We start from the raw sequence: 26,241 nt of genomic DNA on the forward strand, positions 1-26,241 counted from the left end.
CCTTACTCGGGGACGTAGTTGGTCAGGACGCAGCCGTCCACCAGGGCCGGCTCCTTCTCGAAGCCGCTCGGCACCGTGAGGTCCGCATCGCACGACAGGAATCTCAGGTCGGACTGCTGGAGGTCGCGGATCGCCTCGTCGCCGACCGGGACGACCGCGAAGTCCTCGCCGACCAGGAACTCGTCGCCGCTCGCCTTGGCGGCGGTCTGGAACTTCTTCATGTCGGAGACGGTGAGCAGCGCGATGGGGCCGCCCGAGCCGTCCGCGCACACGGCGCGTTCCTCGATGCCCCAGGCCGGGTCCTCCGACTCGTCCGTGCCCCAGGCGTCACCGTCGTTGCCGGTGTCGTACTCGTCGCCCGTCGTCACGTCCTGGCAGGGGGTGTACCGGTTCAGATAGCTCGCGACGGCCGCCGTGTCCGACGCCTGGGGCAGGCCACCGGTCGTGGCCTGTCCGCTGCCGTCGGCCGAGTCGGCGTCCGAGCCGACGACGGAGTCCGCCCCGGTACTGGACTGCGAGCCGGACTCCGAGTCCGACCCGCACCCGCTCAGCGTCGCGAGCAGGGCGAGGGCCGCGGCCCCGATGGCGAGACTTCTGGACAGGCGCACGGTGGAACGGCCTCCTCGGTGGGTGTGCGGGCGGATGGTGCCGGTGCGACGCGTCATGCCGTCGCCGTCGCCGTCGCGGTCTCCGCCGCCGGTTTCGCCGACTGCGCCGGGTCCTCCTCCGCCTCCTGGAGGAACGTCCAGTCCCAGACGCTCAGCGGTGGGTTGACGCCCTGGCGGGCCGGGCGGGTGGTGCCGTTGGTGTCCGTGGCGGCGAGGATCTCCTTGAAGACCAGGTCGACGGCGACCGTGCCGACCCGCTTGTCCGCGTCGCGCTGGAGGCAGACGCCGGTGCGGAGTTCCTGGAGGGCGGCGATGACCTTCGGGTCGTTCTCCGGGCGGCCGAGGAGCGGGGCCACCATGGACGCCTCCTGCGCCGACTTCTGCTTGAAGGCGAAGACCGTGTGGATCTGGTTGGCGCCGCCGCTGCGGGCCTCGGAGTCCTCGATCTGGACCAGGTCGATGGCCTGCTGGGTGATCAGGACGGTGACCGCCAGGTAGGAGCGGCCCTGCTTCAGAGCACGGCGCATCAGGTCGCGGCCGGACTCCGTGGCGGTGACGACGTAGGCCTCGTCGACGAAGAGCGCCTTCGGGCGGAGGCCGATCTCGCCGGTCACCGGGTTCTTCTCGTAGCCGACGTCGAGCATCTGGCTGCCCAGCTCCACGACCGCCATGAGGGCCGTCGCCGCGAGGCGCTCCGCCGGGTTCCAGCTGCGCGGGTCGGAGGCCGCGGGCGACTGGAAGCCGCGCAGGGTGATGACCGTACGGCGCTTGCGCATGCTGGAGAGGGGCTGCGGGCGCTCGGCGAAGGAGAGACGGGCGTAGGGGAGGGTGCGCAGCTCGGTCAGGAGCATCTGCGCGAGCTTCAGGTCCTTGATGGCCTCGCGGTCGCCGGACGCCACCGCGTGGTCGTACGCGGCCACGACCTCGTCGACCACCTGCCACAACGTCGGTCGGGGGACCGCGAGTTCGGCGTCGCGGGCCGTGTGGCCCTGCTCGACCGCCTGGCGGATCGCGGAGTTGTAGCGGCCGATGACGGTCGCCATGCCCTCGATGACGGGGAGGCGCACGCGCTGGTAGTCCTCGTCGCCGAGGAAGCCCCGGAGCATGGACTCGGCGAGGAGACGGCCCGCGGGGACGTCACGGGCGATGACCCACGGGTCCAGGACGCCGGCCTGGCCCTTCAGGAGGTCGACGACCTCCGTCTCGGCCCAGAACTCGGGGTTCACGGGCTGGAACTTGCTGGCCGGAGTCCCGAGGAGGCCGGTCTCCGCGTCGCTCGCGAAGTCCGGGTCGTTCACCTGGGAACCGAAGGCCAGGTAGTAGCAGAGCTGCGCGAAGTCGGTCTTCGGGTCGATGACCAGGCAGCGGACGCCCGACTCGGACTCCTCGTAGAACTTCTGCAGGGCCAGCGAGGACTTGCCGCCGCCGGAGGCGCCGACGATGGCCAGGCCACCGCCGTCGTTGCGGGCGGGGCCGACGTGCAGGGAGTAGTGGACCGGCATCTTGCCCGCCCAGCCGACGAGGTTGCCGACCCATCCCAGGCGCTTGCCGGAACGGTGCTCGGGATTGTCGCCCAACTCCGTTCCCGCGGTGGGCAGTCCGGCGCCGAGCTGCTCGACCTCCTGGAGTCGCAGGTAGGGCGCGATCGGCAGCTTGGGCGCGTCGCCCGGCAACTGGGACTGGAGCAGCCGCCACTGCTGGCGGGTCGGACGCAGCAGGGTGACCTTCAGGTCCTGCTTGAACTGCATCTCCAGGACCCGGCGCCGGCGCTCGAGCTCCTTCACGTCGTGCGCCGAGATCGTGAAGCGGATCTGCGCCTCCATGCCCGGCATCTTGTGCTCGTCGATGTCGTCGACGAGCTCCTGGGCGCGGGTGACCTGGGTGGCCAGCTTGGTGTCGGGGCTGCGGCCGGAGTTGGCCATGTCGTTCATCTCGTCGACGAGGTTGCCGCGGATCTTGTCGGCGCGGTCCTTGAACTTCAGGTACGGGATGAGCGTGAACCGCATGTCGATCTCGACGGGGAAGTCCACGTGCTGGGCGGCGTAACGCGCCCAAGCGGTCGACTGGCGGAAGCGGGTCTCCGCGGGCCAGTTGGCGGCCACGAGGGTGGTGGTGTAGCTGGTCTGCTGCTCGCCCGTCACCTCGTCGTACTGGTTCAGCACGATGTGCGTCTTGCGGTTCTCGCCGGAGAAGTCGACGACCAGGTCGAACTGGTTCGGCCCCCAGGCGCGCGAGCCGAGCACCGGCTCCGGCGGGACCGGCAGGTCGCCGTGGAGCGGCTTGCGGATCAGCCAGACGAGCTCCTCGCGGCTGAGCGGGGTGCCCTTCAGGCCCTCCAGGCTCTCGTGCACCTCGACGGCGACCTGCGTCCACTCGGCGAGGACGTGCGGGGAGAGGTACTCGTCGGCGACGCCGGTCGCGGTGGCGGCGGCCTGGTCGGCGGCGCCGCGCACACCCTGGAGGAGGCCGGGCTCGTCGTACGGCTCGTCGTCCCGGGCGACGACCCCGCTGCCGCCGTTGGTGCGCTTCAGCGAACCCAGCTTCACCAGCAGGATGTTCCGCTCGCGCTTGGCGCCGATGCGCTCCTGGTACTCCGCCTTGCGCAGGTTGTACGCCTTGTAGTTCTCGGTGGGGTCCCAGGCGACCGCGTTCAGCTCCTCCGCCCAGGTCATGGCGGTGATCGGCTGGTAGACCTTGCGGTAGTGGCACTCGACGTTGCGGTCGCCGCGCGCGAGGTTGAGCAGACCGCGGGCCGGGCCCTCGGCCATCGCCTGGAGTTCGCCGGCGTTGAGGTACTCGTCGATGGCGTTGGGCAGGACCATGCCCGTCCACACCGAGTCGCCGTGCACGAAGATCATGTCGTCGGCGTAGCGGTAGGGGAGGCGGAGGTCCTCGCGGCGGGCGGCGGCCGACGAGCCGGACGGCTTGGAGCGCGCGGAGGAGTTCCTGCCGCCGCCCTGGCCGCCCTGGCCGTTCTTCTTGCTCGACGAGGCGGCCATGATCATGGCGACCACGAAGAAGGCGGCCGCCCCGCCCAAAAGGATCAACATGAACATGGAGGACTCATCCTGCGGTAGTCGACATCGGGAAGTGGTGGGGTGAGCGCGGGATCAGCGCCTGGCGGCGGCGAACGCGCTGCCGCGCTCGGCGGCGACGCGGCGCGCGGCCTGGTAGCGGGCCTGCCAGCGCGGCGAGCCGGGGGTGAAGAGGATGACCTGCCAGTGCAGTTGCTCCGGCTCCTGGTCCGCGGCGAGACCCTGCAGCCGCTTGGGCTGGAACCACCAGTCGGTCCACACCACGAGCTGCTGGCTCAGGGTGAGCGCCGAGGGCAGCGGGCGCCCCCAGACGAAGTAGATGCCGAACGGCGGCCCGAAGTAGAGGACCGACGTCCACATCGACATGCCGAGGAAGGGCAGGAACGCCGACACGGTGAACAGGGTGATGAGCCAGACCAGCCCGAACCCGAAGGCAGCGCCCAGCGCGGGCAGCAGCAGGCCGGGCAGCGGGATGTTGCCCCAGTTCCAGATCCGCTTGGGACGGTTGACCAGATCGGTGTGGTCGTACGCGACCAGCGGCTCCGGCGCCTCCTGGCTCATGTCTGCGAACTCCCCTGGTTGAAACGGCGGCTGACGTCACGTCGGGCAGGGCCCGAGCGGTCCGTCAGTTGCCGCCGCCGATCTGACTGCCGAGGCCGATCAGCACACCGGCGAGGCCGCCGGCGCCACCGATGATCAGGGCCGCCAGCGCGATCATGCCGAAGCCCTGGAAGGCCTCGCGCATGCCGTCGCCGCGCTTCATGGACAGGAGCATCCGGATGCCGAGGATCAGCAGGGCGATGACGGCGACCATGGTGCCCGCGTTGCGCAGGATGTCCTCGATCTGCCCGAACATGTCGTTCAGGGTCGTCTCGGCCAGGTACATGGTGGTTCCTCTCGGGTGGTGGAGCGGCGGTAGTGGTATGGGGGTGCGGGGCGGGCCGGTCAGGGCTTGGCGGGCTTGGCCGTGGACGACGGGACGGCCGCGGACGCGGAGGTGGAGGGCGAGGGGGCTCCGGAGGCGCCGACCGAGGGTGACGCCGCTCCCGTCGCGGCATCGCTGTCGCTGTCGGCCCGGCCGCCCTCGGCGTCGAGGACCCCGCCTCGGACGTCCTTGATGAACCAGCCCTGGGCGGTGTTGACCATCGTCATCCGGTACGCGCGGCGAACGGCGACGCCCTTCGCGTCGGTCCAGTCGACCGACACCCGCACCTGGACGGCCTGTCCGACGTCGTAGGTGTACGGCTTGGTGTCCTGGGCGCTCGCCGGGACGAGCGCGACGACGGGGCCGATCTGCGGGCCCGTCAGGCGGCCGGCGAGACCGGTGGTGGCCGTCAGGGTCGCGTCGGTCGTGAGGAAGCGGGCCATGGCGGTGGCGTCGGAGGCGCCCCAGGCCTCGAAGTAGCCCGGCAGCACCTCCTTCTGGAGCTGCGTGGACAGGGTGTCGTCCACGACCTCGTCGCCCTGGTCGACCTCGGGGACGTCCGCGGCGGCCGGCAGCGGCATCTGGCCCACGTCGCCGGAGACGCGCATGCCCTCGCCCGTCTTGAGGTTCTGCACGTACACGGGGACCGTGAGTGTGGTGAGCGTGCCGTCGTCGGTGCGGACCTGGACCCCGATGTAGCGGCCGTGGTCGCCGTACTCGGGAAGCTTCTCGGCGGTGCCGTCCCAGGTGACGGAGACGGCCTTGCTGGTGCCCTCGCCGCTCCAGCCGCAGTCGGGGTCGACCCCGGCGGAGGCGTAGCGGGCGAGGTCGGTGCGGCGGGCGGACGCGGTGTCCGGGGAGAACGTCATGCAGAGCTGCGCGTACTGCTCGGCGAAGGCCGCCGCCTGCTCGGTGGGGAACTCGGTGAGGCGGTACCGGGTGGCGTCCGACGCGTCCAGCCCGGCGGTGGTGGTCCCGGACGACTTGCCGATCACGAGCCCCATCACGCCGCAGGAGCCCAGCGCGAACACGCAGGTGGTGATCAGCAGGGTGGCGCGGAGCGCGACGTGCGTGCGACGGCCGCCGGCGGAGATACGGCCACCGGGCTTGGGCACGACGAAGTCGCGTGCGGGTGCGTGGGCGGATGCGGCCTTCGGGGCGGCCTGGCCGGGGGTGACCGCGCCGGCGGCCGGAGCGGTCGCGCTCGCGGCCGGGGCTGCCGTGGCCCTGAGCGACATCGTGGAGGAGCCGGGGGCGGGGGCCTGGTGGCCGTGCTGCGGCGGGTGCTGGGCGGCCGTGGTCGGCGTGGGGGCAGGCGCGGTGGCTGTGGCGGCCGTCGCCGGAACGCCCCGCTTGCGCTGCTCCTTCTCCGCCTTCTTCTGCTCGTACGCGGCCTTGCGTGCCGCCCGCTCGCGCTCGCGCTTCTCCTTCTTCGACTCGCCCTGGGGGCGCGTCTCACGCGGCGGCAGCGACGGGACGGCGGCCTGGCCGGCCCGGGGCGTGCTGCGCACCCACGCGGCGGCGACCTGGGCGCGGGCCGCGTCGGAGGGCAGCGGCTGCGGCTGCTGCGGACCGGGGGCCTGCTGGGGGGCGGGGGCCTGCTGCCCTTGCCCCTGCCACGCCTGCTGCGGCGGCTGCTGGGAAGGACCGAAGGACCCGGGCTGCCCGGAAGGCTGGCCTCCGCCGACCGCGCCAGCAGGGCTGTTGTGGTCTGTCATCGAGTCGGTTACTCCAGCGAGTCGGTTCCCCGTCCGCCTGGGCGGGTTCACGACCGCACCGCACGACGGGCCCTGGCCCGGCCAGGTGCGCTTGGCAGTGTGACAAAGACCTGTCACCGGACCGGTGTCGCTTTCCTCGCCGGGACTGCGGGCATTCCCGATGCCGTGTCCATGAGGAAACCGGCCGGGAAAAGTGTCAGGGACACGGCGGGACGGCACCGTGCCGTACCGACCCGTCCTGGGCCCACAATGCGCTGGGCGCGTGTGCCCGAGGTCGCCGGGTACCCCTTTCCGGCACCACCCCCTGGACCCGACGGACCCGGCGAAGGACGAGAGTTGACCGACCACAACGGGCACCCGCAGCAGCCGCAGTACCCGCAGCAGCCGCAACCCCCGGAGCAGCCCGACCCGCGCACCTGGGCGATCCCGCAGCAGGCGCCGCCGGTCCAGCAGGCCCCGGCCCCGGCCCCCGCGGGCGTTCCCGCTCCGGCTCCGGCTCCTGCCCCGGCACCCGCGGCTCCCGCCGGTCCTGCCCCCGCCCCGGCCCCGCAGCCGGCTCAGGCCCCGCAGGTCTTCCAGGCCGAGCGCGCCTGGGTCGACGGCTATGAGCCCGGCAACCCCTGGCAGGCCAGCCTGTGCGTGGAGACGCCGTACGGCACCTTCGCCTATCCCCTCACGCCGAACACGATTCCCGAACTCCTCGAGCAAATGGTCCTGGTGGCGCAGGAGCAGCAGGGGATGCCGGTCGGTTTCGACGAGGACCCCGAGCCGCCGGTGGCGGAAGAGACGGTCGGGGACGAGGAGCAGCAGGCGTCCTCCGACATCCACAGCGGCCGGGCCGCGCGATTGACTGGCTGGGCCGTCGTCCACGACCTGTGGGAACGCGAGGACCCGACGGCGCGCATCGTGATGGGCGCGGTGGTGGTCGTCCTGCTGCTGCTCGGTATCGTCCTGACCTGATCACGCGGCGGCGGGCGGGGCGCCACCCGATCCGCGCCACCCGATCCGACCTGATCGCGCGACAGCCGCAGACCTACCGACCGATGGGGGCACCGATGTCCGGCACCGCAGAGGGCTCCGACGAGCCGGAGTTCTACTTCGCGGACGTCTTCGTCTTCGTCTCCGACTACCTCGCCCAGATGATCCGCCGCCGGGTCAACGGCAGCACGGCCACCTGGTGCCCGAGGTGGTGGGAGCACCCCGAGGCCGGCGCCCGTCTGTCCGCGCTCTGGCTGGCCTGGGAACACCTGCGCCAGGACCCGGCGCTCGGCATGTCGACGTGGTGGCTGCACCACGCCGACCCGCATCTGCGGGTCCTGATGGACGCCGACTCGGGCCCGTTCGCGGCCTGTTCGCCCAAGGGCGGGCATACGGCGTACCCGTTCGACCCGCTGCCGGTGGATCCGCGCCCGGAGTGAGCGCCGCGGCGGGCGGCCGGGCGCGCGTGGCGTGCACGGCGTCGCGGTGCGGTGCGCCGGCGCCTGGCTTTCCCCCGCTTTCCCGGCGCGGGACCGCCTGATTTCCCCACCGGGAATTCCCCCGACTCCCCCCTTCCGCCTCCCCCTACCGTGTCCCGGTCACCCGCCGTACCGGCTCAGCACAAGGGAGGCGCGGGAACGTGGACTTGCCTGCGGAGAACAAGCGCACGGGGCTCTTGGCCCTGGGGGTGCTCGGGTTTCTCCTGATCGCCGTGCTCACCGTGTTCACCGTCTTCGACGGAGACGACGGGGGCGACGGCGGTGACGCCGAGGGCGACTCCGTGACGCCCACCGCCGGCCCGGACGGGGGCGACGCCGGCTCGGACGGTGAGGGAGCCGCCGGCGAAGGGTCGAACACCGCGGTCGCCCCGATCGTCTCGGCCTCCGAAGCCGTGCAGGCGCACACCGCCATGGTGCAGTACATGGCCGGGCTCACCACGTACGACCACACGAGCAGTGCCGCGACCTGGAGCGTTCCGCTGCTCCGGCTCACCACGAACGACGCCCTGATGAAGGCCGCGACCGCGCTGCCGACGGGCAAGGAGTGGGCGATCTGCCAGGCCGAGGAGTGCTCCTCCAAGGGGGAGGCCGTCGTCGTGCGCGATGCCCTGGTCTCGGACGACCTGGTGCGTGACAGCGGCCGCTCGATGTCCACCCTCGTCAAGGTGACCGCCACGCGCACCGCGGACGGGCAGACCACGACCGAGTCCAACCAGTGGCTGGTGACGGTCAAGGAGGACGGCGGCGAGTGGGTCGTCTCCGGGTTCGACGTGTTCGGCCTCGGCGACGTGGGCGCGTCCGACGACTCGGGGGTGTGAACCGGAATGGTTGCACCAGCGGTACTGGCCGCCGCCGGCAAGGCGGCGAAGGTCGCCAAGGCCGCGAAGGCGGCTAAGGCCGCGGCCCAGAGCGGCGGCGGCAAGGGCGGCGGCGACAAGAAGAACAACAAGTGGATGTGGCTGGTCGGCGGTGTCGGCTGCCTGCCCATCGCCGGGGTCGGCACTCTCGTCCTGATCCTGGTGGGAAGCATGATCGGCGGAGTGGGCGCCGGTGCGGCGGCCGCTTCCTGCGGCGACTACGCGGACAACGCCAACGCCGGGAACACCGGTGACGCCGCTGCCACCAACCCGGTCATGCCGGCCGGCAAGATGTACATGCCGAGCGAGACGGCGCGCAACGAGATACCGCCGAAGATGATCCTCGCCGCGATGCGCGCCGCCGCACGCTACGACGGCCTCGACTGGACGCTCATCGCCGGGCAGATGTACCAGGAGACCAAGTACGGCCAGGACCCCTCGGCCGCGCCGGGTGGCAAGAACTCCCTCGGCTACATGGGGATCCTCCAGTTCGGCAAGCCGGCCTGGACGGACTACGGCGCGGACGGCAACGGCGACGGCACGAAGGACCTGTACAACGTCGACGACGCGGCCTGGGCCGCCGCCAACTTCCTGCACGCCAAGAAGGCCGAGACCGCTCCTTTCAAGGCGCTCCAGATCTACTCCGGTTCCACGGCCGCCAACACGATCTACCCGCGGGTCGTCCTCACCCAGGCCGCGCGCTACCGCGGCGTGCTCACCGGCGACAAGGACCTCATCAAGCGCTGGTACGCGCACCTGAAGGAGACCATCGAGAAGAACCCGGGTTTCCCCACCCTCGGGAAGCAGTCGGACATTCCCGAACCGGTCGGCAACAACGCCCAGCCCGGCTCCGCGCTCAGCATCGCCGCCACCCCGGCCCGCTCCTGGTCGACGCCGGCGCTGGACGACGACAGCGGTGACGGCAGCACGACCGCGATGTCCCTGGCCGCGTACAGCAGTGACATCGGCGGCGACAGCGGCAGCATCGGTGCCGGCTACGCGACGACCGTGTCCTTCCCCCTTGCCAAGGAGCCCACCACCGGCAAGGACTGGCAGTGGCCCATGAAGCAGGGCACGTACACGGTCGGCACCCCGTACCACCAGAACGGCCGTATGTGGAGCCTCGGTTACCACACAGGCCTCGACCTGGTGGCCTCCAGCGGCACCCCGATCTACGCCCCGGCCGACGGCAAGGTCGTCCACGCCGGCCCCGGCGGCTCGTACGGCAACATGACGAAGATCGAGCACGCGGGCGGGGTCATCACGCTCTACGGCCACCAGACCTCGATCAAGGTGTCCGTCGGTCAGAGCGTCAAGCGCGGTCAGCAGATCGGCACCGTCGGCGCGACCGGCAACGTCACCGGGCCCCACCTGCACTGGGAGGTGCTCGTCCCCGGTGTCGACAACCCGTTCGTGGGGGGTCAGGACCAGGGGCCGGGCATGGTCGACCCCGACGAGTGGATGAAGGGCAAGGTCACCGCCAACCCCGACTACGGGACCGTCCCGGGATCCGACGAGAGCAGCAGGGACGCGCAGTACGCGGACTGCGCCGAGGACAACGGCGGTGCCGCGGTGGCCCCGGACGGCGCGGGCGTCTCGGGTGTCCTCCCCGACGCCGACGACCCGGTCATCCGCGCGGTCCTCGGCTGGGCCCAGCGCGGCATCGGCGTCCCGTACGTGTTCGGCGCCCCGCGCCTGCAGGGCGAGAACCCGACCAGCTTCGACTGCTCCAGCTTCACGCAGTGGGCGTACTACATGGCCAGCGGCGGGAAGATCAACATCGGTACGACGACCTACACGCAGGAGCCCTACCTCAAGAAGTACGAGGTGTCGCTGTCCGAGGCCCAGCCCGGCGACGTCATCTTCTTCCGGCCGGAAGCCGGCCATTCGGGCCACGTGGGCCTGGTCTGGGACCCCAAGGGCCACAAGATCATTCACGCTCCGCGGCCGGGCAAGTCGGTCGAGTTCAGCAACTGGGACTACCAGGACAAGATCACCGGCGTCTACCGCGTGCCGATCCCCCAGGGCACGAACGCGGTCGAGGGCGACGGCAAGGACAGCGGAACAGGAGCATGAGCCAGCAGATGAGGCGTCACCTTCTCCCTCTCACCGGGGCCCTGGTGTCACTGGGGCTCGTCGCGGGCTGCGGCGGAGGCGACGACACGGGGAACGACGGCGCGGCGAAGGGGAGGACGACGCCCAAGGCGTCCGCCTCCCCCGCCGACGGCTCCGCCTACCGGGGCGCCGCACTGCCCGGCCTGACCCGGAAGCCCGTGTGGAGCCGGTCGGCCGGCGCTGACACGGGATGCCCCGGTGACCCGGTCGAGCGGGCCACGAGCCGGGTCGTCGGGGACCACTCGCAGACCTGCGTGCTCGGTGACGCCGTCGTCCTCACCGAGGACGCGACCGTGTACCCCGACAACACCGGCGGCACCCCGCAGGAGTACCTCTTCCGGGCCCGCTTCCTCGACGCGGCCACCGGCCGGGAACGCACGTCGGTCGAGGTCGCGATCCCCGCCGACGGCTGGTCGAGCGACCGGGATCCGGTGCCCGCCGAGTTCTTCACCATCGGCCGGTGGAAGGACGGCACGCCCGCCCTCCTGGCCGTCGACGGTGACGTGGTTCCCGCGAGCGGCCTCAAGAAGGAGTCCGTGCGGACGACGTACACCATGTACGCCCCCTCCGGAGAGAAACTGGGCAGCTCGGCCTACGACGGCGAGGACGGGACCGACTTCACCGTCGAGGCCGGCCATGTGCGCCTGCGGGAGGGAAGCGACAGCGGCTCCTACGCGCCGCTCGGCGGCGGGGCCACCGTCGAGGTCCAGGACCGGTGGGAGGACCAGGCGCCGATCGGGCCGGGCTTCGGCTACCGGGTGATGACGTCCCTCGCCGAGTTCTACGTCAGCGGTGACCGGCTCCAGGTCGGTGACCGCGTCACCGGCAAGGACCTGTGGGACACGGAGGGCGTCACCCTGCCCGCCCCCGTGGCGGCGCAGACCCCGGACGGCGACCGGGCGGCCGCCTCCCTCTTCCCGCTCGACGGGGACAAGGGCCTGCTCGCCTGGGGCCTCAAGGACGACACGTACGACGCGCTCCTGACCGTGGTGGACCTCAGGACGGGCCGCACCCTCGTGGAAGGCCCCAAGACCCCCTTCGACCCCAACGACGCGCACGAACCGGTCGTCGTCCTCTCCGCCGACGGCAAGAGCGTCGTCACCCAGTTCGGCGGAGGCGCGGTCGCCTGGAACGCGCAGACGGGCGACGAGTTCTGGCGGCAGGAGGAGGGCGAGCAGAACATCGAGCCGGTTGCGCTGCCGACCGGCGACGTCCTCTACGCGTCCGTCAGCGACTTGGGGCTGACGGCACTCGACATGCGCACCAAGAAGGTGCTCGCCTCCGGCCTGGAGCCCGACTCCTCGCTGAACGACGACGTCGAGGTCCTGGAGCGCACGTCCGACGGCCACGCCCTGCTGGCGACGAGCGAGGGCGTCTTCGTCTTCGCTCCGGAGAAGGCCTGACCCCGGCCCTCCCAACCACCACCGCCCAGCACCCCCATCCTCAGACAACTCAGCAAGTCCACAGTCCAGAAAGGACGGACCCGCGGGTGACCGCAAACCAGCAGAAGAAACCCCGCGCCGAGGACGACTGGACCTTCGAGATCGTCATCGCCGTCGCGGTCGTGCTCCTCGTCGGCGCCGGCGCCTGGCTGGCGGCGAAGGTCGGGGCCGGGTACGCCGACGCGCCCGCGCCGGCCTCCGACCCGCTGACGTTCCTCGTCGAGGTGATCAAGGGCGACTACAGCTGGCCGGGCTCGGCGGCCAGTGCCGTCGCGGCCGGCGAGGCGCTGGTGGTCGGCATCCTCGGCCTGGCCGCCTACCGGGTGCGGGAGCGGTTCAGGAACAAGCCCAAGGTGGACGGCGCCGCCCAGCACCTCGCGAAGGGCGATGAGCTCGGCAAGCTGACCATGAAGGGCGCGGCCGCCACCGCCGAGCGCCTCGGGGTGCGGGCGGGCACGCCCGGCGTGTTCATCGGACGGTCCGTCAAGGGGCGGCAGCCGCTGTACGGGTCGTACGAGGACATGCACGTCGACATCTGGGGCCCGCGGACCGGCAAGACGACCCGGCGTGCCATTCCCGCCATCCTGGACGGGCCCGGCGCCGTCCTCGTCACCTCCAACAAGCGCGACATCGTGGACGCGACCCGGGGTCCGCGGACCGCGCGCGGCCCGGTGTGGGTGTTCGACCCGCAGCAGGTCGCGCAGGAGGAGCCGAGCTGGTGGTGGAACCCGCTGTCGTACGTCACCGACGTGGCCAAGGCCCGGAAGATGGCCGACCACTTCGCCAGCGGCTCGCGGGACGCCAACGCCTCCACCGACGCCTTCTTCGACCCGGCCGGCCAGGACCTGCTCGCCAACCTGCTGCTCGCCGCCGCCTGCGCCAAGGCGCCGATCACCCAGATCTACACCTGGCTGTCCAACCCCAAGGACGACGCCCCGGAGCGGATCCTGCGCGGCGCCGGGCACGCCATGTCCGCGGACGGGCTGGCCGGCGTGATCAGCGCCCCTGACAAGCAGCGCAGCGGCATCTACGGCGTCGCCCAGCAGATGGCGTCCTGCCTGGTCAATCCCGAGGTCAACCGATGGGTGACGCCCCCGGCCGACGAGTACGCGGGCGAGTTCGACCCGCACGCGTTCGTGCGCAGCGGCGGCACCCTGTACTCGCTGAGCCGGGAGGGGCGCGACTCCGCCGGGCCGTTGGTGACCGCGCTGACCGTCGCCGTCGTCGAGGCGGCCGAGGAGTACGCCACCACCCAGCGCGGCGGGCGTCTCCCGCTGCCCCTCGTCGGCGTGCTCGACGAGGCGGCCAACGTGTGCCGCTGGCGCTCGCTGCCCGACCTGTACTCGCACTACGGCTCGCGCGGGATCATCCTGATGACGATCCTGCAGTCCTGGGCGCAGGGCATCGAGGTGTGGGGCGAGCGCGGCATGGAGAAGCTGTGGTCCGCGGCGAACGTCCGCGTCTACGGCGGTGGCGTCTCGGACACCCGCTTCCTGGGCGATCTGAGCGAGCTGGCCGGCGAGTTCGAGCTGCGGGAGTACCAGACCAGCCGTGAGTCGGAGTTCGGCGGCTGGTCCGGCAACCGCTCGATCAGCGAGTCCACCCGCCGCGAGCGCGTCCTCCAGGTCTCCGACCTCGGCGCGATGCCGCCCGGCCGGGCCCTCGTCCTGGCCTCCGGCACCAAGCCGGTGCTGGTCGAGACGGTCCCGTGGTGGGAGGGCGCTTACGCCGCCGAGGTCCAGGCCTCGCTGAAGAAGTACGACCCCGGGGCGCGCTGAGCCGACGGCGGCACGGAGCACGGGGGAGGGGCCCGGAGGCGATCGCCTCCGGGCCCCTCCCCTGTCGGTTCCCCTGTCGGTTCCCCTGTCGGTTCCCCTGTCGGTTCCCCTGTCGGTTCCCCCGTTGGTCCCCCGTCAGGGGGTCCGTCCGTCGTGGCCCGTCCGTCGTGGCTCTCCGTGTCGTCGTCCGGCGGGGTCAGACGCGGGAGGCTCGGCGGCGGCGCGTGCCGAACCAGGTGGCCGCGCCGCCGACGGCCAGCAGGACGGCCGCGAGGGCGCCGTAGAGGCCGCCGCCCGAACCGGTGGCGGCGAGCGAACCGGTCGCGGTCGTGGTGTTCGTGGTGCCGCCGGTCGTGCCACCCGTGGTGGTGGCCGCGGAGTCGGACGCGGACGCCGACGGGGAGGCCGAGGCCGGGGTGGAGGCGGACGGCGACGGCGTCGTGGACGGCGTGCCGCTCGGCGTGGTGGCCAGGGCCGGGCCCGCCTTCACCTGGGTCCCGGCGCCGTTGAACCCCCAGGAGTCGCCCATGGAGATCAGCGCCTCCAGCGGGACGACGGTGTCCTTCACGATGTCGCTCTTCTTGCCCAGGGAGAGGTACAGCTTGATGCTCGCGGTGCCCGTGGAGGCCCCGAAGCCCTTGGATATGGCCGGGAGTTCCCACTCGCTGTCGTTGGACTCCGCCAGCTTGACGATCTTGCCGTCGACCTCGGCCTCCAGGACGAAGTCGGGGTTGCCCGCGCCGTCGCGGAACTGCTGGGCGGACACGGTGCGCTGAAGCTCGGCGGGGAACTCGCCGGGTCCGGTGGCCGTCGTGTTCAGCACCAGTTCGGCGCGCCGGCCGGGTCGCGCGACGGCGCCCGTCTTCTGCTCCCAGGCCACGTTCAGCTTGCCGGGCGTGATCGCCGGGTCGATCTTGAAGACCTGGGTGTTGCGGGACGGGTCGTCGTCGGTGTCGCCGACCAGCCGGCCGGCGGTGAGGGTGAAGTCGCCGTCGTTGGTGGGGTAGGAGGCGCCGAGGCCGACCGTGACCTTCCAGGTGAACTCGGTCTTCGCCGGGATGGAGAAGGTGGACGCCGCGTTCCCGGTGGCCGGGAAGAACAGCCCCTGGAAGGAGCCGTCCTGGCGACCGACGGCCGACTTCGTCGCGGGCGCGTCGACCGCGGTCACGTCGAAGACGATGGAGTCCTTCAGCACCGGGCTCGGACCGTCCGGCGTGCCCGGCAGCCAGGCCGAGAACTCCTGCGCCTTGTCGGAGGAGTTGGCGACCGAGAGGATCATCGACTCCGTCGCTCCGCCGCGCTTGAGCGGGCCGGTGGGGGTGGGCGCGCCGAGCGTCATCTTCAACGCGTGTCCGTTTGCCGTGTCGGCGGCGACGGCGGTGGCCGGGACGGAGACGGCGCCGGCGACAGCGGTGACGACGGCGGTCGCGGCCACGGTGCGGATGCGGCGGGCGGCGACGGAACGAGCGGACATGATGAATCCCCCCAAGGAATCAAGCGGCAAGAGCACGCCGTGACGGCGGCGGCGAGGACACGAGCAGGAAGTGCGACGAACGAGACGCGCGCCGAGCGGGACGCCCGACGAGCTGAACGCCCGACGAACCGGACGTCCGACGAGCGGGAAGTGCGAGCGGGCGTGGCGCGCGACGGGAAGGCGGAGAGGCGCACCAGGAGCGTGACCGCCGCCGGTACTGCCTGTCCCCCCGGCGGCTCGCGGTGACTCATCTTCACCCGGATCCCACAGGTGATCAATCGTCGCTCCGTCACCAGTTCGCAACAGCGCCGGAAGCGGCGATTCCGCTGGTCAGGCGCCGAGTCGCGGACGGCCCGGCCGGCCGGCTTTCGGCGGCCAGCCCCCGACGGCCGTCAGAGGCCGTCCGACGGTGTCCGCCGTCCGCCGTACGGACCGAGCGCCGGTGCGGGCCGAGGATGCGTCGGGGGTGGCGCGTCCGGGCCGGTACGTCCGGGCCGATACGTACGGGCCGGTGCGGCCGGTGCGGCCGGTGCGGCCGGGACGACGGCCGGGCCGAAGTCGGCGGGTTTCATGCGCTCCTCTCGATCACCCCCGGGTCGCCCCGGGTCGCCCCTGATCGCCCCCGGTCGGGCACCGGTCATCCATGGCTGCTTTCCGTCGGCTTCAGTCACCTCCGGTCGGCTTCGGCCGCCTTCGGTCTCCTCGGGTCGGGCCGTCGGCCGGAGCGGGGCGCGGTCCGTGGGCAACGGCCGTGCCCGTGCGGCTTTTTGCTTACGCGTCGGTCGGTTCTCCGGCCAGGTCTTTTAACCTCTCCGCGTGGTCTCCATGCGTCTTCACCCGCTAAACGGAGTGTGATGTTGCTACTTCGTTAAGTAGTTCCGCTTGACGCCGATGGTCGCCGCCGCGTTGTCTTTTCAGACACCTGGGTCAACATGTCGCACCCATGTGTCCGGAATCGCACCGAACGCACCTGAAGTGAGCCCCCGAATGCGTCGTATCGCCATAGCCGTGGTCGCCTCCACGATGTCCCTGTCGCTCGCCGGGTGCGGAATGCTGGGCGCCTCGGAGGACAGCAGCAGTGCGACACCGACCCGGAGCAACGACGTCACGGTGGGCGTGCTGATGCCGGAGGAGACCAACACCCGGTACGCGGACTTCGACTACCCCATCATCAAGAAGAAGGTCGCCGAGCTCACGCAGAACAAGGGCAAGACGGAGTACGCGAACGCCGCCGGGGAAGCCAAGACGCAGAGCACCCAGATGCAGAAGATGATCGACGAGAAGGTCGACGTCATCCTGCTGGACGCGGTCGACTCGAAGTCCATCGCGCCGATGGTGCAGAAGGCCAAGGACGCGAACATCCCCGTCATCGCCTACGACCGCCTGGCCCAGGGCCCGATCGACGGGTACGTCTCCTTCGACAACGAGCTCGTCGGCGAGGTGCAGGGCCGCACCCTCGTGGAGGCCATCACCAACGTCAAGCAGAGCGACAAGATCGTCATGGTGAACGGCTCGCCCACCGACCCGAACGCCGGACAGTTCAAGGCGGGCGCGCTCGACGAGCTCAACGGCCGGGTCACGGTGGCGCGGTCGTACGACACCGACAAGTGGAGCCCCGAGCTCGCCGAGGCCAACATGACGAAGGCGATCGAGGCCCTCGGCGTGTCCAACATCGCGGGTGTCTACTCCGCCAACGACGCCATGGCCGGCGGCATCATCAAGGCGCTGAAGGCCGCGGGCGTCAGCGGCAGCGACCTGCCCCCGATCACCGGCCAGGACGCCGAGCTGGCGGCCGTGCAGCGCATCATCAGCGGTGAGCAGTTCATGAGCGTCTACAAGCCGTACCCGGGCGAGGCCGAGGCCGCCGCCGAGGCCGCCGTCGCCAAGGTCCAGGGCCGCGACATCCAGTTCGACGCCCTCACCCGCGACCGGGTCGACAGCCCGACCAACAAGGACATCCCGGCCAAGCTGGTGACCGTGGTCGCGCTGACCAAGGACAACATCAAGTCGACCATCATCGCCGACGGCATCTACAAGGTCTCCGAGATCTGCACGGCCAAGTACAAGGCCGCCTGCCAGGCGCTCAACCTCGTCTGAGCGACGGACGCCGGGCGGGCCGCGCGCCCGCCCGGACCGCCCCGCACGCGCGCGTGCCGCCGCTCACGCCCGTCACGCCTCCACGCGCGTGTCGCCCCTCATGCCCGTCACGCCTCCACGCGCGTGTCGCCCCTCATGCCCGTCACGCCTCCACGCGCGTGTCGCCGCTCGCCCCGCCACACGCGCGTGTGTGCGGCGCGCACGCCACCCGGGTGAACTCCACCGCCGCCTCGGGCGGTCCGCCCGCGGCGCCCCGGTGGAGGCCCCTGTACGGGGTGACGTCGTCGTAGTGGGTCCAGCGGCCGGGGCCGCTCCTCGCCCGCGGAGGCGCAGGTCACTCCGCGGTCGGTGAAGGCGCAGGTCGTCCGGTCGGCCCTGACGCGCAGTTCACCCGGTTCCATCGGCTGGAGCGCCGCCGGCGCCGGCTCGTGGGCGGTCCCGACCTCACCGGGCCGCTCGGAACGTCTCGTCCCACGCGTCGACCAGCGGGTACGCGTCACGCATGTCCGCCATGGGCCGGCGTCGGAGGGGGACGTGACACGGCGAGCACTTCTCCGGCATTCCCGGAAGTGCACGCGTGCCCGGCATCTCTGTAGGGGTGTTGCGGGCGCGGTGGCGCGTGGCCTTGGCCCGGCCGGACTCCCCCGTGGTCCGGCCGGGTCGGCTGTGCCCTCCCCCGAGTGGGGAGCACCCGGGGGCAAGCGGAATCCACCATGCCTTGTCGCGGACGCCCCGCACCACCGTCAGCTTGTTGCAGTGCGAGGGGAGGAGGCTGGGAGAAACAGGCACAGACCGGTGGTTTTCTCAGGCGTCGGCCGGGGCAGCCGTGTTGCGGAGCTGGTCCGGGCCGCGCATAGTTGCGCTCCGGAAGAGGCGTACGGCGGGGGTGGGATGGGCGATGGCCGGGCACGGGACGGAGGAGCATCCACACGGTGCCGACCGACTGTGCGAGGCCGGGGATCGGGTGTATTCCCGGGCCGTGCGGCGCGGTCGGGTGGCGCGGACCGACGCCGAGCCGGTCCCGTGCCTCCTGGAACTCGCCCTGCTGCACCCCGACCCCGACGACATGGACTGGCTGGTGCCGACCTCCCCGCAGGAGGTCATGACCCGGCTGCTGCGCGGCCTGTACGACGAGGTGAGCGCGAGCGGGCGCCGGATGGGCTCGGCGGTCGCCGCCTTCGAGTGGTACGCGGGCCTGGGCGGTCCGGGGCGGGGCGGGACGGCCGGCGAGGGCGCGGCGATCCGGGTCCTGGACGGCGCCTCCCGCATCCAGGCCGCGCTGGACGCCGCGACCGAGGCGTGCACGACCGAGGTCCTCACGGTGCAGCCCGGCGGCATCCGGCGTGAGCACGAGCTGTCGGAGGGTCTGCACCGGGCGCTGGCGCTGCGCGGCCGGGGCGTGCGCATGCGGGACATCTACAACCACGTCGCCCGGCACGGCCAGGGGCTGCTCACCTACCTGGAGCTGATGGGCGACGCGGTGGAGGCCCGCACGCTGGACGAGGTCATCGACCGGCTGATCCTCTTCGACCGGACGGTCGCCTTCATCCCGGCGAACACCGACCGCACGATGGCCCTGGAGCTGCGCCACCCGGCCCTGGTGTCCTACCTGGTGACGGTCTTCGAGCGGCTGTGGCGGCTGGCGATACCGCTCACCGCGCCCCTGCCCGAGACCCGGATCGAGGGCATCTCGCACCGGGAGCAGTCCATCGCCGCCCTGCTGGCGGAGGGTCACCAGGACGCGGTGATCGCCGAGCGGCTGGGCATCAGCGTCCGCACCTGCCGTGCGCACATCGCCCGGCTCTCGGAGACCCTGGGCGCGGCCAGCCGGACCCAGCTGGGGGTGCGGATCGCGCAGGTCGGCCTCGACCGGCCGTCGGGGGAGGCGGAGCCGCCCGCGGTCAGTCTTCCGGCGCCGGGGTCCGGTCCGGACCCGGCCGCTGCTCCTGCTCCTGCGCCCGGTCCCGGTTCCGTTCCCGGTCAAGAATCCCCGACTGGCCGATGAGGTAGCCGAGTTGGGCGCGGCTCTCGCTGCCGAGGGTGGTGGCGAGTTTGGCGATGTGGACGCGTGCGGTCCGGATGTTCATACCGAGGCGGTCGGCGATGACGGCGTCGGTGTGCCCTTCGACGAGGAGGGCGGCGATGGCCTGCTGCCGGGGGGTGACGCCGTTGAGGGACGGGCGGTGCACGGCCTGCGGGTACATGGGGGTGGCCAGCCGCCAGAGGCGGTCGAAGGTGATGGTGAAGTACGTGAGCAGGGCGGGGTGGCGGACCTCCAGGGCCAGCCGGCCGTCCTCGCCCGCGGGGATGAAGGCGACCGTGCCGTCGATGACGATCAGGCGGTCGGTGACCTCGTCCAGGGTGCGGGCCGCCACGTCGCCCCGGAGCTGCTCGTAGCGGGCCAGGACGAGGGGCTGGTGGCGCTGGGTGTGCTGGTAGAGGGTGCGGATGCGGCAGCCCCGGTCGAGCAGGGCCTGGTCGCGCGCCATGGCCACGGTCTGGGCCGTCTCGCCGCGCGGCCCGCTGTAGTGGACGTTGGGCTGGATGCAGAGGAGTTCGTCCGTCGCCTCGGCGGTCGCCTCGGTGATGGCCCCGTTGATCTGCTCCGTGCCGCTGAGGAGGCGCAGGGAGGCGGGGTCGGCGGCGGCGGTGCGGCTGCCGGTGATCCGCATGAGGGGCTCGAAGAGCGTCGCCAGTCGTTCCTCGCGGCGCCGTTCGTCGGCGATGCGGGTGCCCGAGGCGCGCAGCAGCCGGTGCAGGGCGAGGGCCGGGGAGACGGGCTCGAGTTGGTCCGGGTCGTCCACGACCGGGTGCAGGAGGCCGAAGGACAGCAGACAGGGGGCGGTCTTCTCGGCCTCCCCGGTCTTGACGCGCCCGTCGCGCAGGGCCGTCTCGTAGAGGTTCGTGCCGGCGGCGCACAGGTTCTCCACGCCGTGGTGGGGGTGCGGCGGCGCGTTCACTGCGGATCTCTCTCCTGTTCGAGGACGGCGGACGGCGGACGGCCGGGCGGTGCGGGCGTGCCGTTCCCGGTTCTCGGTCCCGGGCCCGCCCGCACGGTCAGGGTTCCTGTTTGAGGATCCCCGACTGAGCTATGAGGAAGCCGAGTTGGGCACGGCTGCCGCTGCCCAGGGCCGTGGCGAGTTTCGCGATGTGGGCGCGGCAGGTGCGCACGTTCATGCCCAGACGGCGGGCTATGGCCTCGTCGACGTGCCCCTCGACGAGGAGCTTGGCGATGGAGTGCTGGATGTCCGTGATGCCGTCGGGCGCGGTCTCGTAGGGGGCGCCGGTGGCCAGCGGCACCGCGCGGCCCCACATGAACTCGAAGACCTTGATCAGGTAGCGGACGAGCCCCGGGTGTCGGAGTTCGAGGGCGACCTGTCCGTCGTCCCGGGTCGGGATGAAGGCGACGGTCTCGTCGCAGATGATCAGCCGCTCCACGAGTTCGTCGATGGTGCGGTACTCCACCTTGCCGTCGGTGAACTGCGAGACGTAGGCCAGCGTCTCGGGGCTGTAGCGGGCCGTGTGCTGGTAGAGGGTCCGGATCCGGCAGCCGCGTTCGATCAGCGGTCGGTCGCGCTCGAGGCCCTGCACGAGGGTGTGTTCGAGGCGCCGGCGGCTCGGCTGGACGGTGAGCATCTCGGTCTGGCACTGGGAGGTGGCCAGATCGAGAGCCGCGTTGATCCGGTCGATGCCCTCCAGCACCGTGATCGAGTGTGTGGTCGGCGTCGGCTGGGCGCTGAGGGTCATGAACGGCTCGAAAGCGTCGGCGAGTTCGACCGACAGCCGCCTGCGTCGGGTGATCTCGCGCTCGATCGGGTTGAGCAGCTGGGACAGGGCGATCGACGGGGGCACCGGACGTAGCCAGTTCGCGTCGTCGGGGTCCGCGTGAAGCAGGGCGAACTCCATCAAACACGGAGCAGGCTCCACGTCGGCACGGGCTATGCGGCCCGTCCGAAGAGCGTTCCCATAGAGACGGCGACCTTCCTCGCACAGCTCAGTCGACGCATGAGGATGTGTCTGCTTTGTCTCATTTTTCGTCAAATCTCCACCCCCCAGGGTCCTGAACGTGCAGGAACATGATGCATCGATTGTGTGGCCATGACGTGCCCGAATGGGCCATCGTCGTAGTGGACGGGGGAGAGGTGACCTTCAAATGAGGACGAAGCCGACTATGCATAAGAGAATGCTTCGCTCGGCGCTTGCCGCCGCCTTCTCCGCCGCCTTGGCCTTCGGGGCGCTGAGTGGCCTTGCGGGAACGACGGGTGACACGGCGCGCGACAGTACCTGGAGCACGGGTACCGAGACCGTCGCGGCGCCCGCGGACAGTACGTGGGTCGCGCCCCGCGACAGCACGTGGGTGATCACGGCGGCAGACGTGCCGGGTGACAGTACGTGGGTCGCCCCCGGCGACAGTACGTGGGTCGCCGAGTCATGACCACTCCACCCGACGACCGCTCCTTCCGCCGCGAAATGGCCACCGCCTACCGCTCCGGCTGGCACTTCATCGACCTGGTCACCGCCATCCCCCACAGTGGTGACTCGTTGATGGTGACCGTGTTCGGCGAGCCCGTGGTCGTGACGCGCGACGAGGACGAGGACGTACGGGCCTACCGGTGCCTGCGCAAGCCCCGGGGGGCGCCGCAGCCCGTGCGGTGCGCCATTCGTTACGGAATGATCTTTGTGAACCTGGACCAGCGGGACCACAGGCTCGTGGAGCCCGAGACCCCGCCCCTGAAGACCATCTCAGCCACCCCCCGCAGTGCCTGACGCGATTCCCCCGTCGTAACAGATCGCTCAGGTGCTTCCCCCCGCAGCGGCGTCACCGTGACCTGAACACGGTGACGCCGCTGTAATTTGCGGCGACATTTCCGCACATGCACCCGGTTGAGCGTTGGCCGAAAAACGACGGGGACGGATCAGGTCATCCGCCTCGCCGGGGTCAGCCGCGGCCCATCGCCCGGGTCAGCTCGATCTCGATCACCACGCGTGACGGGTTCGGGCTCGGCGTGCGTCCGTAGCGCTCGGCGTAGCGGCGCTCCGCCTCCGCGACCCGCTCCGGCTCCTCGCGCACGCGCGCCCTGCCCTCCAGGGTGGCCCAGCGCCGGCCGTCCACCTGGCACACCGCGACCCGGGCGCCGTCCGGCCCCGCCGCCGCGACGTTGCCCACCTTCGTGCTGCGCCGGTCGGCGATGACCCGAGCGAGCCGGGCCTCCGGTTCGTATGTCACTCCGACCGGAACCACGTGCGGGCTCCCGTCCGGACGTGGTGTGGTCAGTGTGCACAGGTGCCGTTCGCGCCAGAAGGCGAGATACGGCGCGTCCGGGGAACCCGGGTCCTGGGGATATGCGGCCATGGTCCGGAACCTAACCCGTTCCCGGACTCCCGCGCGCACCTTGAGCGGAGTAGACTCAACTTTGTGTACGCTGACTGAGTCAGACACGGGAGACTGCTGACGCCAGGAGGAGAAAGCGAACGTGGACGCCGAGCTGACCAACCGGAGCCGGGACGCGATCAACGCGGCCAGTAACACGGCCGTGTCCCAGGGACACGCCGACCTCATCCCCGCCCATCTGCTGCTCGCTCTGCTCCAGGGGCAGGAGAACGACAACATCGTCGATCTCCTCGCCGCCGTCGACGCGGACCAGGCGGCCGTCCGGGCCGGGACCGAGAAGGTGCTCGGCGCGCTGCCCAGCGTGACCGGGTCCACCGTCGCGCCCCCGCAGCCCAACCGCGAGCTGCTCGCCGTCATCGCCGACGCGCAGAGCCGGGCCCGCGACCTGGGGGACGAGTACCTGTCGACCGAGCACCTGCTCCTCGGCATCGCCGCCAAGGGCGGAGCCGCCGGCGAGGTGCTGGCCCGGCAGGGAGCGACCCCGAAGAAGCTCCAGGAGGCCTTCCAGAAGTCCCGCGGCGGACGCCGGGTGACCAGCGCCGACCCCGAGGGGCAGTACAAGGCCCTGGAGAAGTTCGGGACGGACTTCACCGCCGCCGCCCGCGAGGGCAAGCTCGACCCGGTCATCGGGCGGGACCAGGAGATCCGGCGCGTCGTGCAGGTCCTCTCCCGGCGCACGAAGAACAACCCCGTCCTCATCGGCGAGCCCGGCGTCGGCAAGACCGCCGTCGTCGAGGGGCTCGCCCAGCGGATCGTCAAGGGCGACGTGCCCGAGTCCCTCAGGAACAAGCGGCTCGTCGCGCTGGACCTCGGCGCGATGGTCGCGGGCGCCAAGTACCGGGGCGAGTTCGAGGAGCGGCTGAAGACCGTCCTCGCCGAGATCAAGGACTCCGACGGGCAGATCATCACCTTCATCGACGAGCTGCACACGGTCGTCGGCGCGGGGGCGGGCGGCGACTCCGCCATGGACGCCGGCAACATGCTCAAGCCGATGCTCGCGCGCGGTGAGCTGCGCATGGTCGGCGCGACGACGCTCGACGAGTACCGGGAGCGGATCGAGAAGGACCCGGCGCTGGAGCGCCGCTTCCAGCAGGTGCTGGTGGCGGAGCCGTCGGTCGAGGACACCATCGCGATCCTGCGCGGTCTCAAGGGCCGCTACGAGGCCCACCACAAGGTGCAGATCGCGGACGCGGCCCTGGTCGCCGCCGCCACCCTGTCCGACCGGTACATCACCTCCCGCTTCCTCCCCGACAAGGCCATCGACCTCGTCGACGAGGCGGCCTCCCGCCTCCGCATGGAGATCGACTCCTCGCCGGTCGAGATCGACGAACTCCAGCGGTCCGTGGACCGGCTGAAGATGGAGGAGCTGGCGCTCAGCAAGGAGACGGACGCCGCCTCCCGCGAGCGGCTGGAGAAGCTGCGCCGCGACCTCGCCGACCGGGAGGAGGAGCTGCGCCTGCTCACCGCCCGCTGGGAGAAGGAGAAGCAGTCCCTCAACCGGGTCGGCGCGCTGAAGGAGAAGCTCGACGACCTGCGCGGCCAGGCCGAGCGCGCCCAGCGCGACGGCGACTTCGACACCGCCAGCAAGCTGCTGTACGGCGAGATCCCGGCCCTGGAGCGCGACCTGGAGGCCGCGTCCGAGGCCGAGGAGGAGGCCGCCAAGGACACCATGGTCAAGGAGGAGGTCGGCTCGGACGACATCGCCGACGTCGTCGCCTCCTGGACCGGCATCCCCGCGGGCCGCCTCCTGGAGGGCGAGACGCAGAAGCTCCTGCGCATGGAGGAGGAGCTCGGCCGCCGCCTCATCGGCCAGACGGAGGCGGTGCGCGCGGTCTCCGACGCGGTACGCCGCTCCCGCGCCGGCATCGCCGACCCCGACCGCCCCACCGGCTCCTTCCTCTTCCTCGGCCCGACCGGCGTCGGCAAGACCGAGCTGGCCAAGGCGCTCGCCGACTTCCTCTTCGACGACGAGCGGGCCATGATCCGCATCGACATGTCGGAGTACGGCGAGAAGCACAGCGTCGCCCGTCTGGTCGGCGCGCCCCCCGGCTACGTCGGCTACGAGGAGGGCGGCCAGCTCACGGAGGCGGTGCGCAGGCGCCCGTACAGCGTCGTCCTGCTGGACGAGGTGGAGAAGGCGCACCCGGAGGTCTTCGACGTCCTCCTCCAGGTCCTGGACGACGGCCGGCTGACCGACGGCCAGGGCCGCACGGTCGACTTCCGCAACACCATCCTGGTGCTGACGTCGAACCTGGGCAGCCAGTACCTGGTCGACCCGGTGTCCACCGAGGCGGAGAAGAAGGAACAGGTCCTGGAGGTGGTGAGGGCCTCCTTCAAGCCGGAGTTCCTCAACCGGCTCGACGACCTGGTCGTCTTCTCGGCCCTGAACAAGGAGGAGCTGGAGCGGATCGCCCGGCTCCAGATCGACCGCCTGGCCAAGCGGCTCGCCGAACGCCGCCTCACCCTGGAGGTCACCGACGCGGCCCTGGCCTGGCTCGCCGACGAGGGCAACGACCCGGCGTACGGCGCCCGCCCGCTGCGCCGCCTGGTCCAGACGGCCATCGGCGACCGGCTCGCCAAGGAGATCCTGGCCGGCGAGGTCAAGGACGGCGACACGGTCCGGGTGGACACCTTCGGCGAGGGTGAGGGCCTGATCGTGGGCCCGGCGACCGGCAAGACGCTGTAGCGCCACCGCTCCCGCCCGGCTCAGGCTTCCGCCCGTGTCACGTCGTGAACGCCGAGTACCGCACCCGTGCGGTCTCGGCGTTCTCGTACGTCACGGTCACGTCGACGTAATAGGCCTCCGTCCCGGGACGGCCGGTGACGTCGAGCTGGAAGCAGTGGTCCGAGCCGTGCGCGCAGGCCTGGGTCCCCGGGCCGCCCGCTCCGGGGGCGTCGGGATAGGCGGCCGTCAGCCAGGGGCCGACGCCCGCGCGCGGCATCCGGAACTCGGCCTGGTAGTTCGTGTCCAGCCAGGACTGCACCGTGCACTCGGCGTCCCGGGCCCCCGCGGGGAGAGCGGCCCCGCCGAACGCCAGCGCCTCGGCGCAGGGCACCTTCTTCAGCCGGGTCCCGTCCGTCTCCTCGTCGTCGGTCAGCACCCGGACGACGGTCAGCACCAGCAGGCCGGCCACCAGCAGCACCGGCAGGGCCAGGACCGCCGCCACCACGCCCCACCTGGTCCGCCCCCGCGGCTCCGGCCCCCGCGGCACACCGACCCGGCTTCGCCCGTTCGCCATGCGATTCCCCTCCACGCGTCGCCGCCCCTTCGCGCAACAGGCCGGATCATGTCAGCTCAGGGCTGACAGGCCCGTGCTGGGCT

20 protein-coding genes are annotated in these 26,241 nt (G+C 71.5%); 10 read left to right on the forward strand and 10 right to left on the reverse strand.

Annotated elements, in window-relative coordinates:
* Positions 1-2 precede the first annotated feature (2 nt).
* From J2X68_RS15450 to J2X68_RS15470, 5 genes are all read right to left on the reverse strand, one after another.
* Positions 3-608, reverse strand: a complete 606-nt coding sequence (locus tag J2X68_RS15450; RefSeq protein ID WP_310433112.1) for a hypothetical protein — start codon at positions 606-608, stop codon at positions 3-5.
* Positions 609-661: 53 nt separating this feature from the next.
* Positions 662-3,664, reverse strand: a complete 3,003-nt coding sequence (locus tag J2X68_RS15455; protein WP_310433113.1) for an ATP-binding protein — start codon at positions 3,662-3,664, stop codon at positions 662-664.
* A gap of 54 nt (positions 3,665-3,718) precedes the next feature.
* The gene (locus J2X68_RS15460; protein WP_310433114.1) at positions 3,719-4,204 is read right to left on the reverse strand and encodes a hypothetical protein; all 486 of its coding nucleotides are present in this window, start codon (positions 4,202-4,204) and stop codon (positions 3,719-3,721) included.
* A 64-nt stretch (positions 4,205-4,268) separates the two neighbouring features.
* Positions 4,269-4,529: a hypothetical protein gene (locus tag J2X68_RS15465; RefSeq protein WP_062645045.1), complete on the reverse strand. Its 261-nt coding sequence runs from the start codon at positions 4,527-4,529 to the stop codon at positions 4,269-4,271.
* A gap of 59 nt (positions 4,530-4,588) precedes the next feature.
* Positions 4,589-6,286 carry a conjugal transfer protein gene (locus J2X68_RS15470; protein ID WP_310433115.1) on the reverse strand — a complete coding sequence of 566 codons (1,698 nt, stop codon included), beginning with the start codon at positions 6,284-6,286 and terminating at the stop codon, positions 4,589-4,591.
* A gap of 336 nt (positions 6,287-6,622) precedes the next feature.
* Between J2X68_RS15470 and J2X68_RS15475 the strand changes: the two genes are divergently transcribed.
* From J2X68_RS15475 to J2X68_RS15500, 6 genes are all read left to right on the forward strand, one after another.
* Positions 6,623-7,246, forward strand: coding sequence for a hypothetical protein (locus tag J2X68_RS15475; protein WP_310433116.1), 624 nt, complete (start codon positions 6,623-6,625; stop codon positions 7,244-7,246).
* 95 nt (positions 7,247-7,341) lie between these two features.
* Positions 7,342-7,704, forward strand: a complete 363-nt coding sequence (locus tag J2X68_RS15480) for a DUF4913 domain-containing protein (RefSeq protein WP_310433117.1) — start codon at positions 7,342-7,344, stop codon at positions 7,702-7,704.
* Between the two features lie 200 nt (positions 7,705-7,904).
* The gene (locus J2X68_RS15485; protein WP_310433118.1) at positions 7,905-8,582 is read left to right on the forward strand and encodes a hypothetical protein; all 678 of its coding nucleotides are present in this window, start codon (positions 7,905-7,907) and stop codon (positions 8,580-8,582) included.
* Positions 8,583-8,588: 6 nt separating this feature from the next.
* Positions 8,589-10,697: a peptidoglycan DD-metalloendopeptidase family protein gene (locus tag J2X68_RS15490; protein ID WP_310433119.1), complete on the forward strand. Its 2,109-nt coding sequence runs from the start codon at positions 8,589-8,591 to the stop codon at positions 10,695-10,697.
* The gene (locus tag J2X68_RS15495) at positions 10,694-12,139 is read left to right on the forward strand and encodes a hypothetical protein (protein ID WP_310433120.1); all 1,446 of its coding nucleotides are present in this window, start codon (positions 10,694-10,696) and stop codon (positions 12,137-12,139) included. The genes J2X68_RS15490 and J2X68_RS15495 overlap by 4 nt, the downstream gene beginning before the upstream one ends.
* Positions 12,140-12,225: 86 nt before the next feature.
* A complete protein-coding gene (locus tag J2X68_RS15500) occupies positions 12,226-13,956 on the forward strand; it encodes a TraM recognition domain-containing protein (protein ID WP_310433121.1) in 1,731 nt (576 codons plus the stop codon).
* Between the two features lie 196 nt (positions 13,957-14,152).
* Here the strand turns inward: J2X68_RS15500 and J2X68_RS15505 are convergent, their stop codons facing one another.
* Positions 14,153-15,430: a hypothetical protein gene (locus tag J2X68_RS15505; RefSeq protein WP_310433122.1), complete on the reverse strand. Its 1,278-nt coding sequence runs from the start codon at positions 15,428-15,430 to the stop codon at positions 14,153-14,155.
* Positions 15,431-16,417: 987 nt separating this feature from the next.
* Here J2X68_RS15505 and J2X68_RS15510 point away from each other — a divergent pair.
* A complete protein-coding gene (locus tag J2X68_RS15510) occupies positions 16,418-17,527 on the forward strand; it encodes a substrate-binding domain-containing protein (protein ID WP_310433123.1) in 1,110 nt (369 codons plus the stop codon).
* Between the two features lie 898 nt (positions 17,528-18,425).
* Entirely contained in the window at positions 18,426-19,532 is a 1,107-nt protein-coding gene (locus tag J2X68_RS15525; protein WP_310433124.1) for a LuxR C-terminal-related transcriptional regulator, read from the forward strand.
* On the opposite strand, the gene J2X68_RS15530 is transcribed toward J2X68_RS15525, so the two are convergent.
* Both J2X68_RS15530 and J2X68_RS15535 read right to left on the reverse strand, forming a co-directional pair.
* Complete coding sequence (locus J2X68_RS15530; protein WP_310433125.1) at positions 19,429-20,487, reverse strand: helix-turn-helix transcriptional regulator; 1,059 nt, start codon at positions 20,485-20,487, stop codon at positions 19,429-19,431. The genes J2X68_RS15525 and J2X68_RS15530 overlap by 104 nt on opposite strands.
* 97 nt (positions 20,488-20,584) lie before the next feature.
* Positions 20,585-21,433 (reverse strand): helix-turn-helix transcriptional regulator, encoded by an 849-nt coding sequence (locus J2X68_RS15535; protein ID WP_310433339.1) that lies wholly within the window; start codon positions 21,431-21,433, stop codon positions 20,585-20,587.
* A 525-nt stretch (positions 21,434-21,958) separates the two neighbouring features.
* Here J2X68_RS15535 and J2X68_RS15540 point away from each other — a divergent pair.
* Positions 21,959-22,294, forward strand: a complete 336-nt coding sequence (locus J2X68_RS15540; protein ID WP_054241900.1) for a hypothetical protein — start codon at positions 21,959-21,961, stop codon at positions 22,292-22,294.
* A gap of 172 nt (positions 22,295-22,466) precedes the next feature.
* On the opposite strand, the gene J2X68_RS15545 is transcribed toward J2X68_RS15540, so the two are convergent.
* Entirely contained in the window at positions 22,467-22,880 is a 414-nt protein-coding gene (locus tag J2X68_RS15545; protein WP_310433126.1) for a TIGR03618 family F420-dependent PPOX class oxidoreductase, read from the reverse strand.
* Positions 22,881-23,001: 121 nt separating this feature from the next.
* Between J2X68_RS15545 and clpB the strand changes: the two genes are divergently transcribed.
* Positions 23,002-25,605: an ATP-dependent chaperone ClpB gene (gene clpB / locus J2X68_RS15550; RefSeq protein ID WP_310433127.1), complete on the forward strand. Its 2,604-nt coding sequence runs from the start codon at positions 23,002-23,004 to the stop codon at positions 25,603-25,605.
* A 37-nt stretch (positions 25,606-25,642) separates the two neighbouring features.
* Here the strand turns inward: clpB and J2X68_RS15555 are convergent, their stop codons facing one another.
* Positions 25,643-26,158 (reverse strand): hypothetical protein, encoded by a 516-nt coding sequence (locus tag J2X68_RS15555; protein WP_310433128.1) that lies wholly within the window; start codon positions 26,156-26,158, stop codon positions 25,643-25,645.
* Between the last annotated feature and the right edge of the window lie 83 nt (positions 26,159-26,241).

Origin of the sequence: Streptomyces sp. 3330 (assembly GCF_031456635.1) — a bacterium.
Classification (GTDB): Bacteria; Actinomycetota; Actinomycetes; order Streptomycetales; family Streptomycetaceae; genus Streptomyces.

Coding starts and splice junctions, on each gene's coding strand:
- J2X68_RS15490 (WP_310433119.1), top strand. CDS start 8,589: ATGGTTGCACCAGCGGTACTGGCCGCCGCCGGCAAGGCGGCGAAGGTC.
- J2X68_RS15525 (WP_310433124.1), top strand. CDS start 18,426: ATGGCCGGGCACGGGACGGAGGAGCATCCACACGGTGCCGACCGACTG.
- J2X68_RS15480 (WP_310433117.1), top strand. CDS start 7,342: ATGTCCGGCACCGCAGAGGGCTCCGACGAGCCGGAGTTCTACTTCGCG.
- J2X68_RS15535 (WP_310433339.1), bottom strand. CDS start 21,433: ATGGAGTTCGCCCTGCTTCACGCGGACCCCGACGACGCGAACTGGCTA.
- J2X68_RS15470 (WP_310433115.1), bottom strand. CDS start 6,286: ATGACAGACCACAACAGCCCTGCTGGCGCGGTCGGCGGAGGCCAGCCT.
- J2X68_RS15545 (WP_310433126.1), bottom strand. CDS start 22,880: ATGGCCGCATATCCCCAGGACCCGGGTTCCCCGGACGCGCCGTATCTC.
- J2X68_RS15455 (WP_310433113.1), bottom strand. CDS start 3,664: ATGTTCATGTTGATCCTTTTGGGCGGGGCGGCCGCCTTCTTCGTGGTC.
- J2X68_RS15555 (WP_310433128.1), bottom strand. CDS start 26,158: ATGGCGAACGGGCGAAGCCGGGTCGGTGTGCCGCGGGGGCCGGAGCCG.
- J2X68_RS15510 (WP_310433123.1), top strand. CDS start 16,418: ATGCGTCGTATCGCCATAGCCGTGGTCGCCTCCACGATGTCCCTGTCG.
- J2X68_RS15460 (WP_310433114.1), bottom strand. CDS start 4,204: ATGAGCCAGGAGGCGCCGGAGCCGCTGGTCGCGTACGACCACACCGAT.
- J2X68_RS15540 (WP_054241900.1), top strand. CDS start 21,959: ATGACCACTCCACCCGACGACCGCTCCTTCCGCCGCGAAATGGCCACC.
- J2X68_RS15505 (WP_310433122.1), bottom strand. CDS start 15,430: ATGTCCGCTCGTTCCGTCGCCGCCCGCCGCATCCGCACCGTGGCCGCG.
- J2X68_RS15465 (WP_062645045.1), bottom strand. CDS start 4,529: ATGTACCTGGCCGAGACGACCCTGAACGACATGTTCGGGCAGATCGAG.
- J2X68_RS15495 (WP_310433120.1), top strand. CDS start 10,694: ATGAGCCAGCAGATGAGGCGTCACCTTCTCCCTCTCACCGGGGCCCTG.